At 35.7% G+C, this 23,567-nt stretch carries 23 protein-coding genes and 2 pseudogenes; 1 reads left to right on the forward strand and 24 read right to left on the reverse strand.

What is annotated here, in order from left to right; all coding sequences use genetic code 11:
* Positions 1-539: 539 nt before the first annotated feature.
* The 5 genes from ACRPI0_RS06880 to ACRPI0_RS06900 form a co-directional block, all read right to left on the reverse strand.
* Complete coding sequence (locus ACRPI0_RS06880; protein ID WP_432355591.1) at positions 540-1,196, reverse strand: Type 1 glutamine amidotransferase-like domain-containing protein; 657 nt, start codon at positions 1,194-1,196, stop codon at positions 540-542.
* Positions 1,197-1,907: 711 nt separating this feature from the next.
* Positions 1,908-2,630, reverse strand: a complete 723-nt coding sequence (locus ACRPI0_RS06885; RefSeq protein WP_432355592.1) for a hypothetical protein — start codon at positions 2,628-2,630, stop codon at positions 1,908-1,910.
* 151 nt (positions 2,631-2,781) lie between these two features.
* Entirely contained in the window at positions 2,782-3,681 is a 900-nt protein-coding gene (locus tag ACRPI0_RS06890; protein ID WP_432355593.1) for an RCC1 domain-containing protein, read from the reverse strand.
* Between the two features lie 124 nt (positions 3,682-3,805).
* Complete coding sequence (locus ACRPI0_RS06895) at positions 3,806-4,180, reverse strand: hypothetical protein (RefSeq protein WP_432355594.1); 375 nt, start codon at positions 4,178-4,180, stop codon at positions 3,806-3,808.
* A gap of 148 nt (positions 4,181-4,328) precedes the next feature.
* Entirely contained in the window at positions 4,329-4,859 is a 531-nt protein-coding gene (locus ACRPI0_RS06900; protein WP_432355596.1) for a GrpB family protein, read from the reverse strand.
* Between the two features lie 145 nt (positions 4,860-5,004).
* Between ACRPI0_RS06900 and ACRPI0_RS06905 the strand changes: the two genes are divergently transcribed.
* A complete protein-coding gene (locus tag ACRPI0_RS06905) occupies positions 5,005-5,646 on the forward strand; it encodes a hypothetical protein (protein WP_432355598.1) in 642 nt (213 codons plus the stop codon).
* A 420-nt stretch (positions 5,647-6,066) separates the two neighbouring features.
* On the opposite strand, the gene ACRPI0_RS06910 is transcribed toward ACRPI0_RS06905, so the two are convergent.
* The 19 genes and pseudogenes from ACRPI0_RS06910 to ACRPI0_RS07000 form a co-directional block, all read right to left on the reverse strand.
* On the reverse strand, positions 6,067-6,855 hold the full coding sequence (locus tag ACRPI0_RS06910; protein WP_432355600.1) for a hypothetical protein: 789 nt from the start codon (positions 6,853-6,855) through the stop codon (positions 6,067-6,069).
* 100 nt (positions 6,856-6,955) lie between these two features.
* Positions 6,956-7,534, reverse strand: a complete 579-nt coding sequence (locus ACRPI0_RS06915) for a histidine phosphatase family protein (RefSeq protein ID WP_432355601.1) — start codon at positions 7,532-7,534, stop codon at positions 6,956-6,958.
* Between the two features lie 378 nt (positions 7,535-7,912).
* Entirely contained in the window at positions 7,913-8,434 is a 522-nt protein-coding gene (locus ACRPI0_RS06920) for a GNAT family N-acetyltransferase (RefSeq protein WP_432355602.1), read from the reverse strand.
* Between the two features lie 478 nt (positions 8,435-8,912).
* On the reverse strand, positions 8,913-9,212 hold the full coding sequence (locus ACRPI0_RS06925) for a YxiG family protein (protein ID WP_432355603.1): 300 nt from the start codon (positions 9,210-9,212) through the stop codon (positions 8,913-8,915).
* 180 nt (positions 9,213-9,392) lie between these two features.
* Complete coding sequence (locus ACRPI0_RS06930; protein WP_432355604.1) at positions 9,393-9,620, reverse strand: hypothetical protein; 228 nt, start codon at positions 9,618-9,620, stop codon at positions 9,393-9,395.
* A gap of 117 nt (positions 9,621-9,737) precedes the next feature.
* A complete protein-coding gene (locus ACRPI0_RS06935) occupies positions 9,738-10,397 on the reverse strand; it encodes a hypothetical protein (protein WP_432355605.1) in 660 nt (219 codons plus the stop codon).
* 406 nt (positions 10,398-10,803) lie between these two features.
* On the reverse strand, positions 10,804-11,559 hold the full coding sequence (locus ACRPI0_RS06940; protein ID WP_432355607.1) for a hypothetical protein: 756 nt from the start codon (positions 11,557-11,559) through the stop codon (positions 10,804-10,806).
* Between the two features lie 227 nt (positions 11,560-11,786).
* Positions 11,787-13,547 (reverse strand): annotated as a pseudogene (gene ltrA / locus ACRPI0_RS06945) (group II intron reverse transcriptase/maturase).
* An 885-nt stretch (positions 13,548-14,432) separates the two neighbouring features.
* Entirely contained in the window at positions 14,433-14,801 is a 369-nt protein-coding gene (locus ACRPI0_RS06950; RefSeq protein WP_432355610.1) for a GNAT family N-acetyltransferase, read from the reverse strand.
* Between the two features lie 270 nt (positions 14,802-15,071).
* Positions 15,072-15,803, reverse strand: a pseudogene (locus tag ACRPI0_RS06955) (DUF5694 domain-containing protein).
* Positions 15,804-15,930: 127 nt separating this feature from the next.
* On the reverse strand, positions 15,931-16,665 hold the full coding sequence (locus ACRPI0_RS06960) for a DUF5694 domain-containing protein (protein ID WP_432355611.1): 735 nt from the start codon (positions 16,663-16,665) through the stop codon (positions 15,931-15,933).
* Between the two features lie 119 nt (positions 16,666-16,784).
* Positions 16,785-17,237 (reverse strand): hypothetical protein, encoded by a 453-nt coding sequence (locus tag ACRPI0_RS06965; RefSeq protein WP_432355613.1) that lies wholly within the window; start codon positions 17,235-17,237, stop codon positions 16,785-16,787.
* A 551-nt stretch (positions 17,238-17,788) separates the two neighbouring features.
* Positions 17,789-18,271, reverse strand: a complete 483-nt coding sequence (locus ACRPI0_RS06970) for a hypothetical protein (protein WP_432355615.1) — start codon at positions 18,269-18,271, stop codon at positions 17,789-17,791.
* A gap of 66 nt (positions 18,272-18,337) precedes the next feature.
* Positions 18,338-18,895: a GNAT family N-acetyltransferase gene (locus ACRPI0_RS06975; protein WP_432355616.1), complete on the reverse strand. Its 558-nt coding sequence runs from the start codon at positions 18,893-18,895 to the stop codon at positions 18,338-18,340.
* A gap of 66 nt (positions 18,896-18,961) precedes the next feature.
* Complete coding sequence (locus ACRPI0_RS06980; protein ID WP_432355901.1) at positions 18,962-19,741, reverse strand: alpha/beta fold hydrolase; 780 nt, start codon at positions 19,739-19,741, stop codon at positions 18,962-18,964.
* 151 nt (positions 19,742-19,892) lie between these two features.
* Positions 19,893-20,402, reverse strand: a complete 510-nt coding sequence (locus tag ACRPI0_RS06985; RefSeq protein ID WP_432355617.1) for a GNAT family N-acetyltransferase — start codon at positions 20,400-20,402, stop codon at positions 19,893-19,895.
* Between the two features lie 96 nt (positions 20,403-20,498).
* Positions 20,499-21,239 carry a class I SAM-dependent methyltransferase gene (locus ACRPI0_RS06990; protein WP_432355618.1) on the reverse strand — a complete coding sequence of 247 codons (741 nt, stop codon included), beginning with the start codon at positions 21,237-21,239 and terminating at the stop codon, positions 20,499-20,501.
* Between the two features lie 161 nt (positions 21,240-21,400).
* Entirely contained in the window at positions 21,401-22,435 is a 1,035-nt protein-coding gene (locus ACRPI0_RS06995) for a DUF2332 domain-containing protein (protein WP_432355619.1), read from the reverse strand.
* 54 nt (positions 22,436-22,489) lie between these two features.
* Complete coding sequence (locus tag ACRPI0_RS07000) at positions 22,490-23,491, reverse strand: S66 family peptidase (protein ID WP_432355620.1); 1,002 nt, start codon at positions 23,489-23,491, stop codon at positions 22,490-22,492.
* Positions 23,492-23,567 lie beyond the last annotated feature (76 nt).

The following is a 23,567-nucleotide window of genomic DNA, read 5'->3' on the forward strand; positions in this document are numbered from 1 at the left end:
CATGTAGTATACATTTTCTAAAATAGCTTTGCAAATTAATATCGCTATCAGGATTTTTAATACTACATTCTCGCGAAAAAAGTTAAAAGTAGAGCCCACATTTCAAGACCAATTTCCGCTCTCCACTTCGTATTCAACCAATTGGCCAGTTAGCTTAAAGGAATTTGTTTCTTAATTGCTGCTGTGATTCCTGTACAATAACCATATTTAAGGAAGTTAGAGCAATTTTTTTTATATAATCAGTATCCAATACTTTACTTTCAAACTTCTTATAATACAAAACTCTAGTATCCATACTCCTCGTGTTACAGACGATTTATAAATCATACGCTGTGATCTTTTCCTGATCTGAATGGTCCGATTGAAGTGCAGTAAGTATGCAGTTATCTGCCCCCGATTACTGAAAACAGTTCTGCACACCTATGCTTTCTGGATAATGAAGAAGCAATTCTATTTTGCGTAGTTCTCCTTCACTAAATTTAAAATAGAAGCTATGCATAAAGAAATTAATTCAATTAAGCCATAGCCATTCACCACAACTAGAGCGTCTCATCCAATTTTTGAATCTTTGAGTGGGAAATTAAATATACATTGCCCAAAATATCGGTTTTGTCTCCCTTTATACGTACAGCGCACTCCTTGTTCGACGCATAAATATTTATTTCTTCTGATAAGGGAGAAAGTTCGCCTTGAACCAGCGCAATGTTATTTTCAAGATCAAAATGAGACAGGACGGAAAAATCGTCAAGGCCGATTCCATCGTAAACAGAGCTTATTTCACCTTTATATCCAAAGTTTTTCGAGCATAACCATTTAGCGGACATGTTGATCGCACCAGCGCTTGCTCTCATCACAACGGCACTGCTTTTTTTAATCAAATCCGACAATTCATATTCCATTAAAAAACCATTTTGTTTAAGAGTATTTCCACCCAACAAGAAAATGACTGAAGCATTTTGAATTATCGTTTGGGCATCTTCCTCCTGTACTCGATAATTAATTAAATGATATTCATCAAACATAATACCAGCCCGGTCAAGCCACGAGCGTTCAGTAGCACCATCATCTTCATAAAAAAATGGATTCGAGCTAATCATAGCTAGCGATTTTCTATCAGTTATATCCTCCTGTAACACTCTGCTCAAATTCTCTGGAAAAAAGTTGCTAAACCAACCTAAATAATAGTGAGTTTTCATGAGTACCCCCGTAGCAAAGTGTAAATAACATTAAATTTCTGCGTTACTCATTCTATTTTCTTGTCACCAACACGATACTCTCAATTTGGCCCGTTTCTGACATAACATTTTGGCGTTAACGCCCCCAATAATTAAAGGAACCACCCCAAAATCATATCTTTAAAGAATATTGGTAAAAACAAAACCCAGATAACCATCAAACTATAAAAAAAGTATTTCTTATAACGGGTGCTATCTTCTTCAAAGGCCCTAAACCATTCTCCCCCAAAAATGATTATAAAAATAATGAATACGTAGATTACTAATTTTATCGTATCTAAATCAAGTTCAGGTTCGGAGTAACTATTAAAGAAATACAACGCAACCAATATACTGAACATTGAAAGTTGGACACTAAAAAAAAAGAATCGACCTTTTCGAGTCTTCATTATATCTCCTCCGGTTAATTAAGAGATAATCCAAAATGGCACTATTATTTAATAGGCGCAGATTCTTTGTGTAGGAATCGCCCCCAATTGAGGAATCGTTTTTTCTAGCACTTTACTGCTTTTGATAAGTAATCCAAGTAGGAGAAGGAGCAAAAGGAATAGTTTTTAGTACTTCCATTGCACTGCTATCCGTTGTATCGAATTCACCTACAATAGCCTTCACGTCATGATTACTGGAATACTTAATATGCTGATGTATTAATTGTGGAATTATTCTCCTGTACTAACTACTCGAACTACCGCACCATCCTAATTCATACGAATGTTCATCTTCTGATTCGTGAAGAAAAGAATAGGCCAATATGTCATTTCCACAAGTATCTAAAAAAACAAAACTTCCTTTTACAATTACATCATTTGCTAGCACTAGATTCTTCCATTCTTCAAGTCCTGTCACTACTACGGGATTCGCTTTATGTGTTTCTTCGTAGTTTCTTTTAACAAGAAGAACTAATTTTTCCATCAGTTCGTTACTTGAAGAAATCTCCGATAAAGTTTTGAGCATATGATCTTTTTCACTGAATGGCACTAGTTCCTCTTTAAAGTCAGCTACCTGAAGAATCGGCATATATGTTCTTCTAATTTCCTTGAATTCACTTTTCTCATAAACATTTTTTAAATGTATCGAAGTTTCCCAAATAGATGTTTGCAGTGGAGAGTCGATTGTTTCCAAGCTTTCAACCTTGGATAGTAATTTTTCCACTACACCACTCAGGGCATATAATGGATTACTTAAAATTTTAAAGTAAGTACAATATGGGTGGAAACTACTGCTCCATCCAAAAACTACACCTACTAATTTATCTTCAGCAATGGCCGAGTATGCAAATTTGAAACTGGAACTTTTTACTATACTTAATAACCCTTCTTTCTCAAAGGATAAATCAAATAGGTCTTTTATTTGTTCTTGGTCTCTCTTATCGTATTCCTTTATAATAATTTGCATATTAACCACCCATTAAATACGAATTATTGGTAACGTTTTCATAATATGGCCCTGATGATGGGCGAAACGTTTGCAGTTATCGCCCCCATTTACTGAATAACGATGTTTCTGAAGTAATGTTCATTAACTTGTTTCGTTATTCTTTGACTTGTTAACTAATTGCTGGCAGTTGGATGCCACGCCAGCCACTTATATCACATTGCCCAAATTCATTATCACCCACAGCAACCACCATGCCGTCAGATATAAGACCGACAGTATGTGAACAACCTGCTGCTATCGCTACAACATCACGCCAATCACTTACATTACATTCGCCATACACATTCGAACCCACAGCCATCACAGTACCGTCGGAATTAAGGCCAATTGTATGGTTACTACCCACCGCTATCGCCTTAATATCGTGCCAGTCGCTTACATCGCATTGGTTATGTTTATTCAAGCCCACGGCTGCAACGGTACCATCAGATTTAAGCCCGATTGTATGAAGATAACCTGCCGCGACTGTAATAACGTCATTCCAATTACTTACATCACATTGATTATACCGATTATTCCCTACGGCTATAACAGTTTTGTCTTGCTTAAGACCAACGGTATGCCAATCTCCTGCCGTAATCGCTACAATATTATGCCAATCGTTTACGTTACATTGCCCTTCATTATTTCGACCCGCAGCAACCACATTTCCATTCGACTTCAGTCCAATCGTACGGCGCCACCCCGCCTCAACCATTACAATATTGCACCAGTCATTTACATTGCATTGACCTTGCTTATTCCAACCTACAGCCATTGCTGTGCCATCAGATTTAAGTCCCACTGTGTGAGCATTGCCTGTATTGGTCGCCTTATGAACATTACCAGCTGCTACATCCACAATCTCATACAAATTACTTACATCGCATTGCCCACATTTATTATCACCCGTAGCCGTCACCGTACCATCTGATTTAAGTCCGACAGTATGACGATGACCTGCCGCTATGGTATTTTTCTTTCGTAATTTCGTCTTTAGCATCGTTTCACTCGATGAAATGTAATCCACTTTTTACCTCCTTGAGATTAAAGAGTTATGTATAACGGTTGTTTTAGTTCAACCCATTACTTTGCCCGATTATAGCCCGCCCCTTATTCATTTAATTGGCCCATTAGCTTAATAAGATTAGTACTTACCGAGTAAAATGTTCTTTAAAAATCTGTTTAAAGTAAGGCTTAAAATCAACTTCAATCATTTGTTGAGAGTCCTCATTAACAACTGATAATAACACGCTTGAATGGTCTTTCTTATCTACTGTAATTTCAAATTTGCCCACTCGTTTCAGGTCCAAAAGTGATAAAAGTCTGTTTGAAGAACGATGAGTTACTTGTATTTTCACTTCACCATATGAGGGAGAAAGGGTAACAATAAAGTCTTCTTCCTCATTAGAAAATCGATATGTTGCTTCATTATAATAAAATGGCAAGTCTTTCGAAGTGCTATCTAATAACGTTGGTTCACATTCAAATAACGAAAGAAAGTCGTTTTCTTCTGGAAATACAGTCATTTTTACATCACCCTTTTTATCACTATTTTAACATTTTCTTATTTAACTATGTAACCGCCCGTTAGTTTAAGTAATGATTCCATAAAAAGCCCAGTTTAAAGGATGGCTGTTCTTTAACAACTGCCTACGATTGCGAAAAGCAGATTACTTAATCGGTTCTTTTTGCAAAGATTTCTTTAACAAATACCTCTTTGAAGTCTGTATATTCGCTTACTCCTGTTGAAGAAGCTTTTAAGTACTCTAGTTTTATTTCCAAATACTGCTTACTTGCGTCTTCATTTGAATTTAGATGGTCTCTAAAAAAGATAAGATTGTTCCAAAGTTCATTCTGATATTCGACTAAGTGGATAAAATGCGTCTTTTCTTTGTAGGTGTCATCGGTAAACTTTGCTAGCACAATTCCCCCTGGTCTTTCGACTTTCAATCTTAAGAAACCTACTTTACTAAAGCTCTTCAATAACGGTTTATCCACCTTTTGTAGATCATCAACACCCACTACGATATCTATTAATGGTTTTGCAGACATACCTTTGATCGCTGTACTTCCGATATGCTCAATGCGATAATCCTCAAGCTTTGTGTACTTCATTAATTCTTTTTTAATTTTAATAAATTCATCTTTCCATTCGGGTGTATAGCTTTCTAATTTGATTTCATCATTTTTTAGTCCTAATTGCAAAATATATTCCCCCTCAATGTTTTCCTGTAACTCGCCCAATTGTTTAAGAAAAGCTGAATTCACTCTATAACAATCGCACCCGTTTGTTCACTACATAAAAACCGATATTTAGGGAATTATAAATCTTAAAACTCGAGGTGAAGCAATGAAAAAAAACCTTTTACTTCTCTTCATTTGTGTATTTTTAGTTGGTTGTCAACAAAGTGCAGACCAAAACATTACGGCGGATTCGACCGTAGTATCAAAAGTTACTTTTTCTCCTGACACCGAAATGGGCTTAACATTAAAAGAAGCGCTTGAAATTGCTCACAAAGAGGCTCTCAAGTGGAATAAAAAAGCAATGCTATATAGCGGAACTAGTGTTGACAAAGATAAAACGCCAAAAGGAATGGAAGGCAAAAGAAAACACTGGAACATCGAATTTGGTTTACCGGATAAAACAGACTATTATCTAGTAACTATCCGGGACGGTAAAGTATTAGATAAAGTGCATCTGCCTAATGAACTGAAGCCTATGACTAAAAGTCACTTTATTTCTAGAGTTGAAGAATTTAAGTATGATACACCTGAATTACTAAAAAAGGCACAAAAAATTACTGAAATATATCCAGGAGACACATTTGCTAAGGGCTATAATTTTGGTTTCACTAAAGACCCGGAAAAAAACTTTCCACTTGTGATGATTATCGGTTGGGATCGAGCCAAGAAAAATATGATCTATTCAATGTTCAACGCAGTAACAGGAGAGCTAGAAGAGGTATTTGAAAAGGAACAATATAAAAACTAAATGGACATTATTACAAATAACTCCTTCGCTCTATTCTTGCATATTTAATAATCTGGCCCGATTGTTGATGAATCCATATCATACAATACACTCAATTTCTTGGAGCTAAAGGATGCCGACTCCGAAGGGATTATCGTGCTTCTTGAGATTCCGCAGATTGCAAGCTTTTCGCTTCCCGAGGAGGGTTAAGCCACGCCCCTCGTGAAGCCAACCGTCGGTAGCGCAAAGCAATAGTTTCGTTTGTAAGCTGCACAAAAGTTATATGGTCCGATTGAAGCGGAGCTCCCTTATTCGTTTATTGAACCCAAGAGCTGAATCATTTATTATCCATAAATCCAAATCAGTAACTCTATAATTGATGGTCATAAGAATGAAAATGTTGTACAAATAATATGTTTGAAGTACTGATATTCTTTTGCATTAATCTATTTCCCATTTCACATCCATCTCTCCTTTCAAATTATCTCCTGTAAGAACTAATCTATATATACCTGTTTTTTTTGCTTTAAACTGGATTGCACTCGTATCATAGTCTCCGTACGCCTCTTCTAACTGTTTCATTGCTACTAACTCCCCATTATTATCTAAGAAATGATACCCATATCCCCCTCCATTCTTTTCATTAAAGGATATATAAGTTGTTACTCTATCTCCTTTTTTTAAAGATATTGGAATTTCGTTTTTTCCATTGAAACGCTCAAATTCCGCTAAAAATGATGATTTTGTTTTTTCTTCGGTCCAACCTTCTTTTGCAGTAAAATCGATTATTCTTATACATAACAGAAGAGGGATTACTAAAAGAAAGATCCATGCTAGTCGCTTTTTTCTCACTAAAAAGTAGTAGCTAAAGGCGTAGATAAACGCACATAATGCACCAACACTGCCAGCAATCAATGAATAAAAGTTAATACCCATAAATGGAATAAACACAATATATCCTGCAATGCAGTGCAATAGGATACTCGTCTTGAATGTGAACTCTCTCCATTTATAACTTACTAAATCGATTAACACTGACGTCATTAGTGCATATCCACAAATTAAGCTCCAAAACATTATATTTGATAAAGATTCTGTAAAGTCGTATAAATCAAATCCCGTCCCAAAAATGGTACACACACACATAGTAAATACTAATAAACCCAGCGCTGCTAGTTTATTTAATATGTACTCCAATACTTTGTTATTAAGCTTTTCCCTTAAGTTCATAAGTCCCCCTAATATGAAATTTTCCAAAACATTATTGTGAAATGTCCCGTTACAACGGCGGCTGCTTTCCACAACTCGCAACTGATATCGGTAATTACACTTATATCAAATGCTTCGTACAATTGTATAGTCTACAATCCCATTTTCCATTTGTATTATTCAATACTGTTAGCGAGGTATTATCTATATTAGTTGATTGGAACATTGCAGGGAGTAAACGTTGTAAGGTCAAACCGATTAAGGCTCCGTGACTCACTATCAATATTCGCTTGCCGTTATATGTACGGACTAGTTCTTCAATGAATTCTATTCCCCTTTTACCTACATCTTCAAAGCTTTCCATTCCTAAGTTTTTTTCACGCCAATTACTACCCCATATTTCCACCCGTACTTCTTCTGTAGTTCCTTCAATTTCTCCACAATCTAATTCTCTAATCCTTTCGTCAAAACAGCTAATTGTTAAGTTTATTTTACTTCCAATGATTTCTGCTGTTTCAATTGCCATTGATAAGTCACTGGATATAATCATATCCCATTTATCTTCTTGTAAAAGCCTATCGCCAACGGTAATAGCTTGCTTTCTACCTAATTTGTTTAGAGGAATATCCGATGTACCTTGTGCTTTACCAAAATCATTCCAATCAGTTATCCCGTGTCTAATTAAACCTATGGTAGTCATCCAATATATCCCTTCCTTCTTTCAAGGATATTAACTACACAAACGGTTTTCTTTATACATCATTTTGTTACATTTTTTTAATGACTGAATAGTCAGCCGCCCGTTCTAGCCTAACATATTTCCAAACACTGGTATATAGAAGTTTGGAAGTGTATCGTTTACTGTTACTTCCAAGTGTTTCAATAAAATCTAAACCATTGCACCTCTGAGTTAGCAAATTAGGGGGGGAGGGGCAACGGCAATTGACTCTTAGAGGTGTTTGTCGGGCCTGTAAGCGTTAAGAGCATAACAAAAGGACTTGTGTATATGAAAATCATTCATAAACACAAGTCCTGCTCTTATTTAACTAAAGCATCCGTTGGTTGAACCAAGGGTGAGTCAGAGTTTAGATAATACTTCGTTAAGGTTATTCCATTCGTATATAAGGAGATTCAATTCAGCACCTCCAATTATTGTCTTTTCGGATTTAAGTAAACTAGCACCATAATACTCATAGAAATAACGGGTTTTATTGTCCTCTAATACTTCCACAAAAACTCTATTGAAATCAAGTTCTTCAAATTGAAGAAAAAGTTGTTTCAATAATTGTTTCCCGACTCCTGTTCCATGATATTCTTCAAGGAGATAAATAGATATTAAGTCACCAGAGTTATCGAAATTATTACCATCTCTTTTTCCGCAATCTGCAAATCCTACGATTTCTCTCTTATTATTTTCTGCGACAAAGATGTAATTTCCCTCTTTAGAGATATTGCGATTCCACAAGTCAGTTCGTTGGTCATATGATAGTTTCTCTAAAAATTCATTTGGAATAATGTTTTTATAAGTAGATTTCCAACTATCAACGTGGACTTTCGCAATACCCTTTGCATCGGATAAAGTAGCTTTTCTTATGTTCATTGAATCCGCCTACTAAAGCTATTTATTCCATTTAAACAAGAGTTAATAGGGTCGAAACGCTTTATGAAAACATCGGACACAGCCTGGATGTGCCGGGGCTGTATTTCTACCTGGCGACCTATACGTGGGATCAGGAAGTGAAAGACCAGGCGAACTATGCGTTCGCGATTTCGGTTCAATGACTTTAGAAATTAGTGTTCTTTCATGGGGGTTCATTAATTGCCTTGAATTTCTTCTGCTACAATCCATTAGCGAAGTGTTGAAATTATAAACCAAAAACCGTTCTGGATGATATTTTGCCGGAACGGTTCTTCAGTACTATCTTTGAAACTGTACACCCTTTTCCCAATTTAGTTGAGTCACAAACGCCCCCGATTTTTGAAAGTCTACTAAAAATACATAAGAAGTATCGGTTTTTGAAGTATTTGCAATGTCATACTTCTCGATTACTTTAAATTAATAACCGGTTTATCTAAACTCACCATTCTTCTTCTTTCGGAAGCAAGATAGATAGCGATGCTGCATTATCTCCTTGAAAATAAAGAGTCGTCAGTTCTAAATAATTTGTTTTTTCTCGATCATAGAAGTCAAATCGATGTGACAGGTTATCTTTAACATAATAAAATGCAGAAACGTCAATGAATTTTAATTTTCTTTCATTCATATGCCCTTGTGAAAATGACTGTAAATTGAATGTTAAAGTATCCTTTTGAAGACTTATTTCTGTATCAGAAATAGTCATTCCCCACAAAGTATTAAACTCATCTTGTATGCTCATTGGTATCTCCTTTCTAAAGTTAACGTTCGCCTTAAGTTTCTTGTTTTTTTCTTATATGGTTTTTCTTGAAGGGTTAATATGAAGACTATAGGAACGACTATTCAAAATGGTTCTTTTGTTGAAAGAGAACAGATCACTGTTTAAGAATTGCCCCCGATTGTTTTAGGGAGTAAAATTATGTCACTTTTTATTTTTAAACTTAACAAAATAAATTACTACAACAGCAATGATTGAAATTATTATGGAATAACGTGCGAGATTAAAGAAAAAGTCTGGATATGAGGTTCCCTCAATTGAACTCATTCCATTTAAATCCGTTGTGTATTTTTCTCTAGATATAACTACAAAAAGCAATAAGAAAGAAATAGTAAATGAATATATTCCTGTTTTCAATAAAAACTTTTCCACCGTAAATCACCTACTAACTTAATTAAGTACCAATCTATTTGGCCCGATTGAGGAACTAACCTTCTGCCGTTAATTCCCCCCGATGGCAGTATTTTTTCATCTCTACACATGAGTTGCTTAGAGAAAAGGGTGGTAAAATAGAAAATAGCCTATTAAAGATATTACAATAATAGTTACTAAATACAGTAACTTATTACTTGCTTTTTGATAAAACCAGTACCCTAATATTATCAAACTAAATAAATCAAAAATAAATTGAAACAGATAATTATGGTTGTAATATAAATAAATACCCACACCAATTGTTTCCGCAGCTAAACCACTTACTGGTAATGCATACAAAAAGCTACTTAGTTTATTTTCCTTGTTCCAATAGTAAAGAACATAACTAGTAGCACTGCATACTAAGGCGAAAATATTGTACAACATGAAAAGATTCCATTGGAATATTCCATCGTTCGCAAAAATAGGAATAAAGAAACCAAGTACATATTTCAAAAAATAAAAAGCGAAGTTCATACTTAACAGGTACAAGAACACATTAGTAGCAGCATTTATATTTGATGTACTAAAGTATATAACTAATGTTACCATTAGCATCCAAAAACCAAATAAAGTTGCAATTGAGCTAAAACTCCAAACGTCATCATATGGGAATAAATCCGATAATCTAGTTATTATACCCGCTGTCAATCCCAATCCCAATCCCAATCCCACAAAGAGTAAGTAAGACTTTAAACGGACTTGGGCTTTTTCGGTAGTTACTGCTACTTTCATTCAAACTTTCCTTCTTCCTTATTTGATTAAATGGCTATTTTTTTGAGCAACTGAATAGTCAGCTGTTTATTTTGGTGTAACATATTCCAATTTATACAAATATAGAAAAGTGTATCGTTTCGTTTTTCTGATACTTTCAAGTGATTTGTTGAGATTTAAACCATTTCAATCTTCAGTCTGCTTACAATATAATCGTAACAACCTTTTAGTAGCGTTTGCTGAAACTGTAGCAGCTGTTAGCTCCGAAACAATAGATCCAAGAGGTTCTTCTTACAGATGTTATAGAGTTGATAGTGGACGTCTGAGAACATAAGAAAAAGGACATGTATATATGCGACTTACTCATACACACAAGTCCTTATCCAATACCACAATTGCCCCCGTTTGCGAACTAGCTAGATAATGATTACTTTTGTTTCTCGATGATTAATTGTCCTTTTTGCTGCTCGACATTGAAAGTGAATTCTTTACTATTTACCAAATTTGCTGAAACTGTTTTTCCTTGATAGCGTTCATCTGCATAGATAAATACATAACCCTCTTTTTCAATAATAACGTAACCTTCACGCTCTCCTTCCTGTAATTCCAATAAGCTATAACCTGCTCTTGAGTAATTAAATAGAGCAATGGCAGGCTTATCATCAATAGCTAATGCAAAGGCTGTCAGCTCACCATCAATCCATTCATCTATTTTAGTTATTTCCGCAAGGTCTTTGTTTAACGAATAAGGACTTTTATAATACGATTGAAGTTCACGCCAAATTTCTTGCTGTGTCTGATGTTCGAGATTTGACCAAGTTCCTATTTCTGTTACTTCATCTTTATCGACTTGCAAGGTCACACCGATTGTTGGCGTCTCTATATCATTGACATCAAAATTACCAACCGTAAATCCAGCTTCATAATGTTCCGGTGCAACCGTGAATACCCTATTGGGGTAGTTTTTATCTAGATAATCACTTACGATTTCATACGCCTCAGAATGTTTATTCGTTTTCAACGTAGGAAAATAGAGAACGTATCCGATAAATCCTAAGACTAAAATACTAGTTAACACGATTGCTACTCTTCTTTTCTTTCTAAAAATAAACCACAGAATTGTTATCGCAATTACTACTGCAACTCCAATTATAAAAAAGTAGATCAGTTCACTTGGACTCATTTGATCTCTCCTAAAACAAAAGTAATTCTTCTAAGTGTTCTTCTAAAATCTGGCCCGATTGTTTAAGAAAAGCTGAATTCACTTTAATAGTGATAGGTAAACTTTTGAAGTTATCGCCAGCTTTTCCCCCACTTCACACCGTACGTGCGACTTTCACCGCATACGGCGTTCCAACTAATCCAATTCATTCTGTATTTTTATGTATTATGCAAGATGAAAATGTAAATTCAGATGGCTACGTTCAGACATTGCTCGCGCAATTTATTCACTTCTGTAAGTTGTTTTTCATTTAACCTCAGCATGTTTAAGGACATCTGTATCTTCTCTGGGTCTTTGAGATGAATAAGGCGATGTATAAACTTATGCAATATCATTAAATTTCCGTATGAATCATCTTGTGTAAGATGGTACGGTTTCAAGTGGTGACAGTGCCAATCATCCAAACCTAGTTCAACTCCCGTAACAGCACATTTCCCATATTGTGCGATAAACCGGCTAATCCGGTTATCGTTATATTCAATAGAACGGGTCGGGATGAATTGTTTCATCACATAAGCGAGTAGTTGCTTATCAATCGCCCGCAAGTTTTGATGGATTTTATCCCGACCTACGGTCGTGTAGTTACAGATTGTTTGGGAGAAGTTCAGATTGACCTTACAGCGTTGGGCATGAATCGGTACAAGAACCATGCCTTTTATTTTATACAGCTTACATTCATATCCCTTATACCTTTTTCGTAAGGAATTCGTGAAGTCCTGAAACGTCGCTTCCTGTTTTATTTCCTTTAAACGATTATATAACGATTTGTGGAGACGATGGTTCAGCTCTTTTAAATCATGTGTGATGTGTGAAGCAGCAGAATAGTAATTCTGTATTCCCATTATAACTGCATTGAAGCGCCAAACGTTCTCTCTTGATTGACGTTTTTGAATCGTCTTGATTGCCTGTTTTATCTTTGTGTGAGCATTTTCCAGTGCCTTCTTTGTCATGTGTGAGCGACATAAAGAGTTCTCTTATTTGTCTTTTTCAGAAAAGCCTTAAATCGAAAGCCTAGAAATTCAGAGCGGTTTTTCTTTAAATTAACTACTTTTGATTTTTCATCGCTAATTTGAAGATGTAGTCTCGTTTGAAGGAAATCCTTTACAGCATAGAACATCTTAATCGCTTGATTACGAGTGCGACATAGAATCTTAAAATCATCTGCATATCGTACGATATAGCAATGTTTTAGGTTCGATTGTTTAAGTGCATTATATCTGCCTAATTTTGACTTGTACGTCTTATCTGTTTCAAAACTTTCCCATTGGTTACTAACCCACCAATCTAATTCATTCAATACAATGTTAGATAAAAGGGGAGATAGTATACCCCCTTGCGGGGTACCTTTCTTTGGGAAGCCCTCTCCAATAATCTCAGCTTTTAAAAGACGAGAAATGATGGAAAGCAGTGCTTTATCGCGAATGCCAAATGACCACATTTGTTTTATTAATTTGGCGTGATCTACATTATCAAAGAAACCTTTTATATCGACATCTACACAGTGATATAAGCATGCGCGGTTAATAAGTGTTTCCAACCTAGCCTTGGCATGATGCGTATTGCGATTTATAACTGTGTTTATAAAACTTCGCTTCACATATTGGCTCTAGCACTTGGAGGATACATTGTTGGAACAATCTATCCCAAATTGTTGGAATACCCAAGGGACGCGTCTTTCCATTTGCCTTTGGAATGAATACCCGCCGAACAGCTTTGGGAGTATAGTGCTCAAACATTTGTTGTATCGTAGATACAACCTCTGAAACAGGCAGTCGTTTTATATCATCGATCGTTTTTTCGTCATATCCGGCTGTTTTACTGCCAGTATTTCGCTTGATATTACGATAAGCTAATCGAATATTTTCATTGGATTGCATTATATCGAGTAAACCATAAAAATTTTGACCATTAGCACTTTGAGCATATAGAGAATCAAAATGAATCTGCATATTATAATACTCGTTGTGTCTCAGTTTCTTTCGTTTTAACAAGTCGGTGGCTCCTTTAGGAGCTGAACCTCTATTAGTCTTACAAGAACCTTATTAATCGTTTAAGAACTGTCTTGCATGGTGAATGAATCTTTTATTAGTCTAGTGGCTATCCCTCTGCGTTCATTACACGCTTCGACGGTACTGTGCCACCACTTTCACTGATATGAAGAAAAGTTATATAACCGCTAATCTCACGACTATTTTCCTTTTCAACGCTTCGTAGGGAGTAAGCCCTCCACGTCATCAGCTTACCACGTTGAATATTATCTATTATGGAAAAGACTTAGGTGCTTCCTTTGAGCCTGTTAGCATTGCATGTGCCTGTAACACAAGATGGATTTTTATATTGTTGATTCTTACTCATCCACAGCTAACCCTACATTTGGTAGTAAATACATTTCTATATAACGCGCGTCTAGACCCGTACATTCGAAAGTTCGTCAGCAATACAGTATCTTTTGTATTTACATTGCCATTCTCACCATATCCGTTCAACCCAAGCACCATGATTTACACCACCCCATCGGGTAGGCTTTCGTCAGCCGAGCTGTTACGGTAAATTCTCACGCCTATTAGCCGAGCTTATAACACGCTTTTCCTTACTGAACAGCGTGCTATTCGACGCAGGGGAAGCCTTTCAGAGCGTTACCTCTTCATTCGACTTCTCGATAATATCCTTCAATTAAAATTATAAATTGCCTGACCTTTATCGAGATTGCGTTAACCACATCTCATTTGAGCCAGGAACGTGTCGCACCAACAATCGCACCCATTTACTTAATATACCTAAGTCCATTCAGTTCTTAACACTGAAAAAATCAGTGCATCGTGAGATTGATTATTTTAAAATAGGTATCCCCTTAGTAATCCTTCTTCACTAAAAGATAACCGTTTTAATAATTGTTTAGATGGCTCATTTTGCGGATATGTTACCGCACCAATTCTAAAAAGTTGCAAAACCTCAAATGAATATCGTACTACTTCTTTTACTGCCTCAGTTGTAATTCCTTGGTTCCAAAACAAAGGATGTAACTCGAAACCAATTTCGGCTTTCTTTCCATGAGTATTTAGGTTATTTAACCCCACCGTACCAACCAAATCTCTTGATTCTTTTAACACTATGCCCCACCTTATACCTCTTTTACTCTCATATGTGTTTTGGAAAGACTCTATTATTTTTGAAGCCTCTTTTAAACTTTTTAGGCTATCCATCCATAATACTTTTTTACTTCATCTTTTGACATAATTTTAAAAAACCTTTGGGTATGTTCCTCTTTCAATTGGATTAATATCAATCGGTTAGTTTCTAATTCAGGAAATCCCATTTACTCCACCCTTAATTTTTATTTTTTATTCTTGTTCAATCTTGCCATTTAACAGAACGTTGCACGATGGTTATCTCATAATCGCACCCGATTACAGTAGGATGCGTTGATTGAAATCCCCTTTAATAATTAAATCACTTATAATCTCTTTATTATTCTAATTTATATATGTATTTGCATCCTCTACTTCAAACAATCCCGACTCTTTTAAGAATTGCTTAACGGTGTAGACATGATCACATCCGATGATAAGAAAAATCCTATCATTATTTGTGTCAATGAGCTTTGTTAAGTTGGCATAAATAATTAAATTACGCTGATACCACCAACGTAACCAATCCAAACCGATATAGTTGTCCCAGCCACCAATGCGAGCAACATGCATATACACTTCATGATTTGCTAGAATAAAAGAAGGATCATTCATGTGCCGGTACATATCTAACAATGTGGATTTATTGAATAATTCGTTTAATGGCACCTACTTCTCTGTAATTACACGATGTAATTCGGTCTGGTTTTTTTCAGCCCATTCAAGGACATCGCCAATTTCTTTCTGTTCAGGAAGTGTATCCATCCAGTCAATGGCATGCACTTGCTTATGATTCATGGCGTGAGCTAATTGAAAACCAATTTGATATATTTCATTAATCGGAAGTGTCCATCCACTATTTAGATATTCTTCATATTGCTGATTGATATGCTCCTGGAGTTTCACTTCCGTCTCTACAGCAACTTTTGTAGGCTGAAAGACTTTTATTTTCTCTAATAACATCATTATTTCTTTCTCACGTTCAGGAAGTAATGTAATTCTGGCATCGGTCTCTTGGGACATGTCTTGTTGGAATTCCATATGATGTGTGCCTAGTACAAGTACCTTTGGTTTCATTTTTTCTAAAAGAATAATATGCGATGTTCTAAGCTACGAAATGGCCGGTTTAATGGGGCAGCTGTTGTCAAACAACGGCCCCCGTTAATGGACATTGATTCGTGTCCAAAAAAATGTTAATCTCCATTTAATTTAAATACTCATTTGCATCAACAACCTTACAAACTCCCGATTCCTCTAAAAATTGTTTAATAAGATGAACGTGACCACTTCCGATTAACAACATAACTCGATCCTGCGGACCTGTAATCAATCTTAGCAAATTAGTGTATAAAATTAAGTTTCGTTTGTACCACCATGTTAACCAGTCTATTCCATAGTACTCCTTCTTTTCTCCAATCATAGCAAGTTCCATGTATACCTCGTGCCTTTCTTTAACTACTTCTGTGTTATTCAAATGCGCATATCCTTCTAAAATCGAGATGTCTGATAACGCCTTATTCTCACGTTGCATCGGTTCTACGTATTTTTTCATTATATGATTATAACGTTCATTTTCATGCTCTTTGGCATATTGAAGGATATCACCTAGTTCTGGATATTCATTTTCATCTTCCATCCAATCAACACAAGAGATTTCACGAATCCCCATTTTTTTAGCTAAAGGAAATCCTATCAATTCTATCTCGTTCTTTTTCTGATTCAAATCGTCTAATTGATAGTCTTGATAATTTTCGCTTAATTCCGTTTGTTCCTCACGCACTACTTCAACAGCTAATTTCGTCGGATTAAATTTACTAAGTGCTTGAACCACTTCTTTTGACTCTAACTTCAATTCCTTCAAGCTTTTTGGTTCAACTTTTGTTAAATCTAGAGTTTCTCCTAAATGATATACTCCTACAATCATAACTTCTGATCTCATGTTTTCCTCCTTTTATTCCGTTTAATTTGCCCGATTGCGATAAAGATTACATCGCTTATAAAGCAATATTCCCCCATTTGTTGAAAACCATTACAATCTCCGAATGTTTATCATTACAATTATTCCTTTACATGGATTAAATTTAAGGGCGTACTGTTATTGGGAGTATTATCTGTTTTAAATTTGGCATATTCTCTTTTAATCTGAATAGAATCATATAGTTTTTCATCTTCACTTGTTGAAAAAGTACCAATCCAATTAATATAGTTTTGAATACTTTCACCTTTACAAAAAACAATAAGCACACGGTCATCTCGATGTGCTATTGAAAAGTCGCTGATTCGATTTACAGCAATTCCGAATTTATTCTTTATTTCGGCTTTGTCCGTGTACGGAGTAACCAGAATTATATTGTCCCAATCGCCATCTACCATTTTGCTGAAATCAACATACTTATTCTGTTGAACTTCTTGTTTAACATTTAAATGAATTGTATCATTTTCATTTATTTCGTAAAAATTATACAAAACGACTATTGATATAGTTAAAATAAAAATAATTGCGTATTTCAAGTGACATATCTCCTCCTTGCCTTAACAAATTAAATGGCCCGTTTTAGGCACATTGCTTCTTCCGCAACTGCGACTGATTGTTACACAATCTTTTAAAAGATTGGCTTGTCTAATTTATTGTCTAAAACTGTATGTTCATTTACAGCAAACGTAGATTGAGGATTATATCCAAATAAGATCAAGAAGAGTAGAAAACAAATGAACGTCTTAACAACATTATTATTGTGATTACTCACTGTGTTTCAGACCCCCTTCATCAATTGAACTAGATGTATAATCTATATCCTGAATTCTTCATGAGTTTGATGAGAAGCCCGACTTCTCCAAAACACTTGCCAAGCACCTTCAGATAAATGACAAACAATTCCCCGTTATTCATTCCAATGAATAACTTCATTAGCAGAAGATGTATTAGCTAATTGTAGGCGATTCAGAGGATGACCCAGCAGTCTACTTAGCAGGGTACTGTTTAAGTTATTTCCTTATTCAAATAATCCGTGAAAAGGTACTATTAAAGTTTAAAATCACGCATCAAAATCTGATCCGATTGTTTAACTGATTAATCTCAAATATAAGTATTTAACTTCTTGTAATAAACTGTTTAAGTCAATCGCAGATTGAAGTGCAAAATATACTGCAACTGCACTTGCAATCAGTATGATTATTATTCCGTTACCTTTAAGCATCTCTTTCTTCATTATGTATAGTACAAGAGCGGTTAGAGCAACGATCAAAAAGTAAGAGAGCCAAAGTATGACTGTTACTAATTTTGTTTGGCTTTCGTTAACATGAATCATGAATTCTTCAAGATCATCTATGTTATCTGAACTTTCTTCGATAAGTAATGGATTTCCTTTATAACTAACTTCCCAAAATGTCGTATTCTTTTCCTTAACTACGATATACTGATAGCCCATGGCTGAACCCATGCCAATGACTCCAGAGTATTCTTGTCCTTTATCTTCTTCGCCTATAGAACATGCTGCTAGAGCTCCTACTATGACGAATAGAATGACAAAGAAAAACTTTTTCATATCGATAGCCTCCTCTTCTAAAACCACAGTAAGCAAAAGAGTGAAATGACTAAGATTTAAATGACACTAAATAGTATGGTTTGAATACCATTTCAAAAACAGTTCTCTCTCTATTACATTCAAAATACAAGGTGAATTGACTTGTGCTTCTAATTGGAGATGTTCCTTAGGAAACTCTGAATGAACCCCAATTCTAATATAAGGAAGATTTTCCTGTGCCTTTTGAGAACGAATATTTGATAACTTTGCACCTGCAAATACATATTCTAATTCCAAATCCGTGAAAGCGGTATAGAGAATTTCCGATTTAGCTAATGCGTTATAACCTTTGCCCCAATAGGGATGGCCAATCCAAGTGCCGATATGACAAGTCTTGCTAGTATTATCTATGTCTTTAAGTGTGATTACCCCAATTAAGGTTTTGGATTCATCAAGAATCACTCTTGAATATTGCTTTCCTATTCTTTCTTGTTCCAAAGTAAACTCTATGAATTCAATAGATCCTTTAAGTGAGGTTTGTTCACTGGTAAGTCCTAGGGCATCTTTTACTGGGGCTGCGGCCGATAATGCTGACAACTCTCGTGCATAGATTATATTGTGTGGAGCTAATGACACTGTTAACACACATAACCTCTCCCTATCTCAATCGAGTATATTTTATAAACTCGAGTATCATTGCGAGTGAAAATCTCACTTTATCGGTATCGCATTTATCGGTAAAACACATTCCAGTAGCCATTTTTCAACCATTTGATTAAAAAAATTAGGCTTCTGTAACGATACTCCGTGGCCAACGCTAGGTATAATTATTCCTAGACAATTTGAATTGCTCGAAACTATATCTATAGCTGATTTTTTCATTATTCCTTTTTCTTTCTCCCCAACAGTAACTAATATCTTGCACCTTGCTTTATTAAAATCATTAGGTATTTCGAACGACATATTTTCTTTTAATATTCGAATTAGACTATCAGCCTTCATTTGAGAGGTTTCCTCATAATAAGCTTCAAAATGTTCTTCACTAACATAAAGTATTTTTGATTGAAGTCTAGCAAAATACTTAATACTAATTAAAGGGAATGTGAATTTTACAGACGGTCTAATCATCTTTCTGAAAAACGCATTGGGTCTTACTAAAGCACTGTTAATGACTGCACTACTAATTAAATCCGGCTTCATGCTAATCATTTGAATGGCTACTTGTGCACCCAATGAGAATCCAATCACAACTATTTTTTTACCGTTCGACATTTTTTCTGTTAACACAATGATCTTTTCTGCACTATCTCGAATCGTAAAGTGATCAATCCGACTACTCTTTCCTTGTTCTGGTAAATCTATTGTTAAGCAATGATAGTTAGTGAAATATTGAATTTGCTTTTCCCACATCCAACTACTAACGCCACCACCATGTAAAAACACCATTAAGGGGGCATTCTTATCTCCACTCTCTTGATAATATAACCCCAAATCACTCACCTCTGTGTATATCAATTTATCTTTCAATAGTCCGTTTACGTCACTTCAAGAAAGCGACCATATGGGGAAATAGCTAGTTATTCTATCTTTTTTTCTGTAATTTTTTTTAATCCGTGTTCGTTCAATACTAAATAATGCTCAATTATTGAAAACGATACTGTATTAATTGGTTATCGATACCTAAGTATTCCTCATTGCTAATTCTACTTATCTCTAAGAATCCAATCTTTTCAAACATTTTTCTTGATCGAGTATTCCCTTCATGTATTTCTGCGTAAAAGCTGGTCATTCCAAATTTTTCAGAAGCATACTTCATCATACACAGAATGGAATTAGTGCCGATTCCATTACCCCATAATTTACTATCACCGATTGCAATGCCTAATTCAGCTTTGTTATCTGCAACAAAAACTAAATCCGCATATCCAACTAATTTGTCTTCAAGGAGGATTGCTTTACGAATGAAATCTTTAGATTTATTATCGACACAACGGAGCCACCAACTATATAGTTCTTCTGCACTTCTATTAATCTCCCAACCATTCGCTTCACAAAAAGTGTCATCTTTACTCCAATTCAAGATGTTGTAATAATCTTCCACACTAATATTCCTAATTTTTATAAGATGCATGATGTTGTTTTCTCTATCCATTCCACTACCACCTAGTTAAGTATCTGGCTCATTTCACAAGTACATTTTATTCAGTGGGCAAAAGGCTCATTAGTTATAAAATCCATACATCCGAATCTATTTTGCACATTCGAATACTTGAAATGAATTTCCTACACCATAGCCATCAATAACTTCATGCAGTACAAAATTATCAAATCTGTTAGATATCAAAATATTTTCGAATTCGCCTGGCTCATAAAGACGGATTGGGAAGTACATTGTTTCTGATTTATCGATATGACCATTTTTAATGAATTGATAGTTCAACTTAATATTTTGCACACTAGTTATTTGGTCATAATGGACTTTTTTATATTCAACAATTTCACCGTTATCCAAAAATTGTCTATTCGTTTCAATATATTCAAGAATCTCTTCAACTGGCTCCTTGCTTGTCATAACGGTTAAAAGTATCTTACCGCCTTCCTTTAATGAAGTTCTCATGTTAGAAAGACTATCTTTCACTAATTCATCTGGCAAAAGTGAAAAAGAACCAAACGGTATGATGATTAAATCATAACTCCCGCGACTGACAAACTCTTCTATTTTAATGCAAGAAATTTTAGGGTCTAGGTTTAACTTTTTAGCTTTTACACTACATAGACGAAGCATTTCTTCTGAAACATCAAAGCCTTCAATATCAATCCCTTTCTCCATAAAAGGAATAAGCATTCTACCATTTCCACACATAGGTTCTAAAACTTTCAAGTTTTTATTTTGTGCATAGGATAGATAAAAATCAAGCTCTTTTCCATCGGCAATAGATTTATCGACTTCATAAATCTGAGTGCAAAGTTTTCCGTAATAGTCACTCATCGTAACGCCCCCAAACACTTTTTATTGCTGCATCTGCAGCACATACTATTCTCTTTATAGCTTCATTATCCGTTTCTTCTTGATAGTGTGCGTTTTATGAGAGATTTTTCATATCAGTTTTGTAGATAGACTTTGTATTAGTCTATCCTTGCAAGGTACAATCAGCTGCGTTCCAAATTCCATTCAAACCATCTACCATGACCATCTGTATCACCAATCGTATTCTTGAATTCCTTGCCGTTCACATAATAATCGAGGTGGAGCTGTCGATCCCACATGTTGTTGTAAATGTGAAAAACGTCTCTTTTCCTCCCTAGCGACGCAATCCTTTCTACTAGTTCATGCTTGGACTCAGTTGGGATTTGGTTTGCCACATGAGTATGGAAGATGCAGATTGTTGAGTCTGCTGGAAGTGTTTCTACCACTTCTGAAAGTAAAAGGACGCCATCGCCTTCAACCAGTTGTATCGGGTTTTCTTTCAAATTCGCAGCAGCCTGTACGAATAGCTCTAATCTTTCCTGATGTTCTGGCCAAATGAGTGCTTTTAACCACAAATAATCTTCAGGATCGGATAAATCGTTTATATTGAGGTCAAGCCCTATTTTAGAGACTATCGGAGGACTCTCTGAAAGCACTATCGGAAAGTGATCGCCTTTTACTTCTGAAGTAATATGAACTCGAGCGTTTTTATTTCCAACTGTTTCTTTAGTGCCGTATGAATAGCTATATGTATCCCATAAAAGCTGAAGACCCGCACTCGTTCCAATTTCAATGATCGATAAAGGCTGTTGAGTCTTATTGTAAATCCATGAGAAAGTAGGATAGAGATAACCACATCTTCTCACTTCGTTTGTTTGAACCAACTTGCTCTTTAGGATTGGAATGATTTCATCACGATATCTGATGCAAAAATCTTTGAAATAGCCAAAGGTTTCGTTGCCTATTTGTTTCGGTTGGATTGTAATACTTCGATAATAGTCTCTTAATTGATGTTCATTTCCTTTAAATAGTAGATAATGGACAGCTCCGAATAATAGATTAGGCACGGGTTGACCTTTTGGAACTGCCAGGCACAAATCGAGTAGTTCAGCATCTTTAGCTATGTTTATTGATAGAAATTCATAAAGTTTACTAGACCCCTTGCACTCCATGTTTGCGAATGTAATAAAACTACGGGATAAATTAGACTCCTGCATACTTATCCTCCTTCTTTGCAATAACAAATGACCACGAATCTCCCTCAAGAAACTTCATTTCCCATTATCGATCCAGTGTTCTGTACAAATCACTGTTTTCTTATCCGCATCCATCTTGACCTTTTTACCGATTGCCAATGGATGCATTGGATGGGTGTGGCAAGCGTCAAATTCAGCTAGAATTGGAACGTGCAGACCATCCAGTTGTTCCAGCAATAAATCTAAAGGCAGTTTCCCAGTCCCTGAATCATCATATAATTCATGTTTGCCTAAAATGATTCCAGCTACTTTTTCGAAGACGCCATGCACTTTGAGCATCGCAAAATTCTTCTCAACAACAGATGCTGTTTTAATACAATCCTCGATCAATAAGATATCGCCTTCCTTAACTTCCGGAAAATACGATGATCCGATAAATCCGTACATCGTATTCAAATTCCCTCCGATCAGCCGTCCTTCTGCGACTCCCCCATTCCCCGTAACCCACTCGTTTGGATACAACTTCTTTTCTGTGGTTTTCTGCAACCAGTTGACCGGTTCATCGGACCAATAGTCAGACATAGGCACTTCATAAGGAATAACACTTTCTTGCATAAAATACTGTTTAAAATAATGATACGTAACATCGACAAGCGGCTCGAACTCCCCAAATGATGGAACTAACGCAGGTCCATAATAGGTGGGGATTCCTGTTTTTGCATACAGCGCAAGTAGTATAGCTGTTGCATCCGAATACCCTACTACTAGTTTAGGGTTCTGTTTAAATGCCTCGTAATCAAGATAAGGCAACAAACTATTTGAGTTTGTACCTCCAATTGTAGACATGATCATCTTGACATCCGGATCCCTCAGCAACTCATTCAGTTCCTCAGCTCGTTCTTTCGGCGTGCCAGAACGGTACCCATCAGATTTCCCTGTTAAATTGCCCTCTTTCACAATGAAGCCTTTTAACTCTATAAACGCTTTTGCCCGCTTATAGCGAGGTTCTGCATTTACCGTTGCAGGTGATGATGGAGAAAAAATACCAATTGTATCTCCTTGTTGTAATCGTTTCATCTTATGTACTCCTCTACTTACAATTTGTCCATCTTATCTGCGATAGTTCGCAAGATTTGATTTTTTTCTTTTTGTA

This window comes from Sporosarcina sp. A2, assembly GCF_050858885.1.
Lineage (GTDB): Bacteria > Bacillota > Bacilli > Bacillales_A > Planococcaceae > Sporosarcina.

Coding starts and splice junctions, on each gene's coding strand:
- ACRPI0_RS06880 (WP_432355591.1), bottom strand. CDS start 1,196: ATGAAAACTCACTATTATTTAGGTTGGTTTAGCAACTTTTTTCCAGAG.
- ACRPI0_RS06885 (WP_432355592.1), bottom strand. CDS start 2,630: ATGCAAATTATTATAAAGGAATACGATAAGAGAGACCAAGAACAAATA.
- ACRPI0_RS06895 (WP_432355594.1), bottom strand. CDS start 4,180: ATGACTGTATTTCCAGAAGAAAACGACTTTCTTTCGTTATTTGAATGT.
- ACRPI0_RS06905 (WP_432355598.1), top strand. CDS start 5,005: ATGAAAAAAAACCTTTTACTTCTCTTCATTTGTGTATTTTTAGTTGGT.
- ACRPI0_RS06910 (WP_432355600.1), bottom strand. CDS start 6,855: ATGAACTTAAGGGAAAAGCTTAATAACAAAGTATTGGAGTACATATTA.
- ACRPI0_RS06915 (WP_432355601.1), bottom strand. CDS start 7,534: ATGACTACCATAGGTTTAATTAGACACGGGATAACTGATTGGAATGAT.
- ACRPI0_RS06920 (WP_432355602.1), bottom strand. CDS start 8,434: ATGAACATAAGAAAAGCTACTTTATCCGATGCAAAGGGTATTGCGAAA.
- ACRPI0_RS06925 (WP_432355603.1), bottom strand. CDS start 9,212: ATGAGCATACAAGATGAGTTTAATACTTTGTGGGGAATGACTATTTCT.
- ACRPI0_RS06935 (WP_432355605.1), bottom strand. CDS start 10,397: ATGAAAGTAGCAGTAACTACCGAAAAAGCCCAAGTCCGTTTAAAGTCT.
- ACRPI0_RS06940 (WP_432355607.1), bottom strand. CDS start 11,559: ATGAGTCCAAGTGAACTGATCTACTTTTTTATAATTGGAGTTGCAGTA.
- ACRPI0_RS06950 (WP_432355610.1), bottom strand. CDS start 14,801: ATGGATAGCCTAAAAAGTTTAAAAGAGGCTTCAAAAATAATAGAGTCT.
- ACRPI0_RS06960 (WP_432355611.1), bottom strand. CDS start 16,665: ATGAGATCAGAAGTTATGATTGTAGGAGTATATCATTTAGGAGAAACT.
- ACRPI0_RS06970 (WP_432355615.1), bottom strand. CDS start 18,271: ATGAAAAAGTTTTTCTTTGTCATTCTATTCGTCATAGTAGGAGCTCTA.
- ACRPI0_RS06985 (WP_432355617.1), bottom strand. CDS start 20,402: ATGGATAGAGAAAACAACATCATGCATCTTATAAAAATTAGGAATATT.
- ACRPI0_RS06990 (WP_432355618.1), bottom strand. CDS start 21,239: ATGAGTGACTATTACGGAAAACTTTGCACTCAGATTTATGAAGTCGAT.
- ACRPI0_RS06995 (WP_432355619.1), bottom strand. CDS start 22,435: ATGCAGGAGTCTAATTTATCCCGTAGTTTTATTACATTCGCAAACATG.
- ACRPI0_RS07000 (WP_432355620.1), bottom strand. CDS start 23,491: ATGAAACGATTACAACAAGGAGATACAATTGGTATTTTTTCTCCATCA.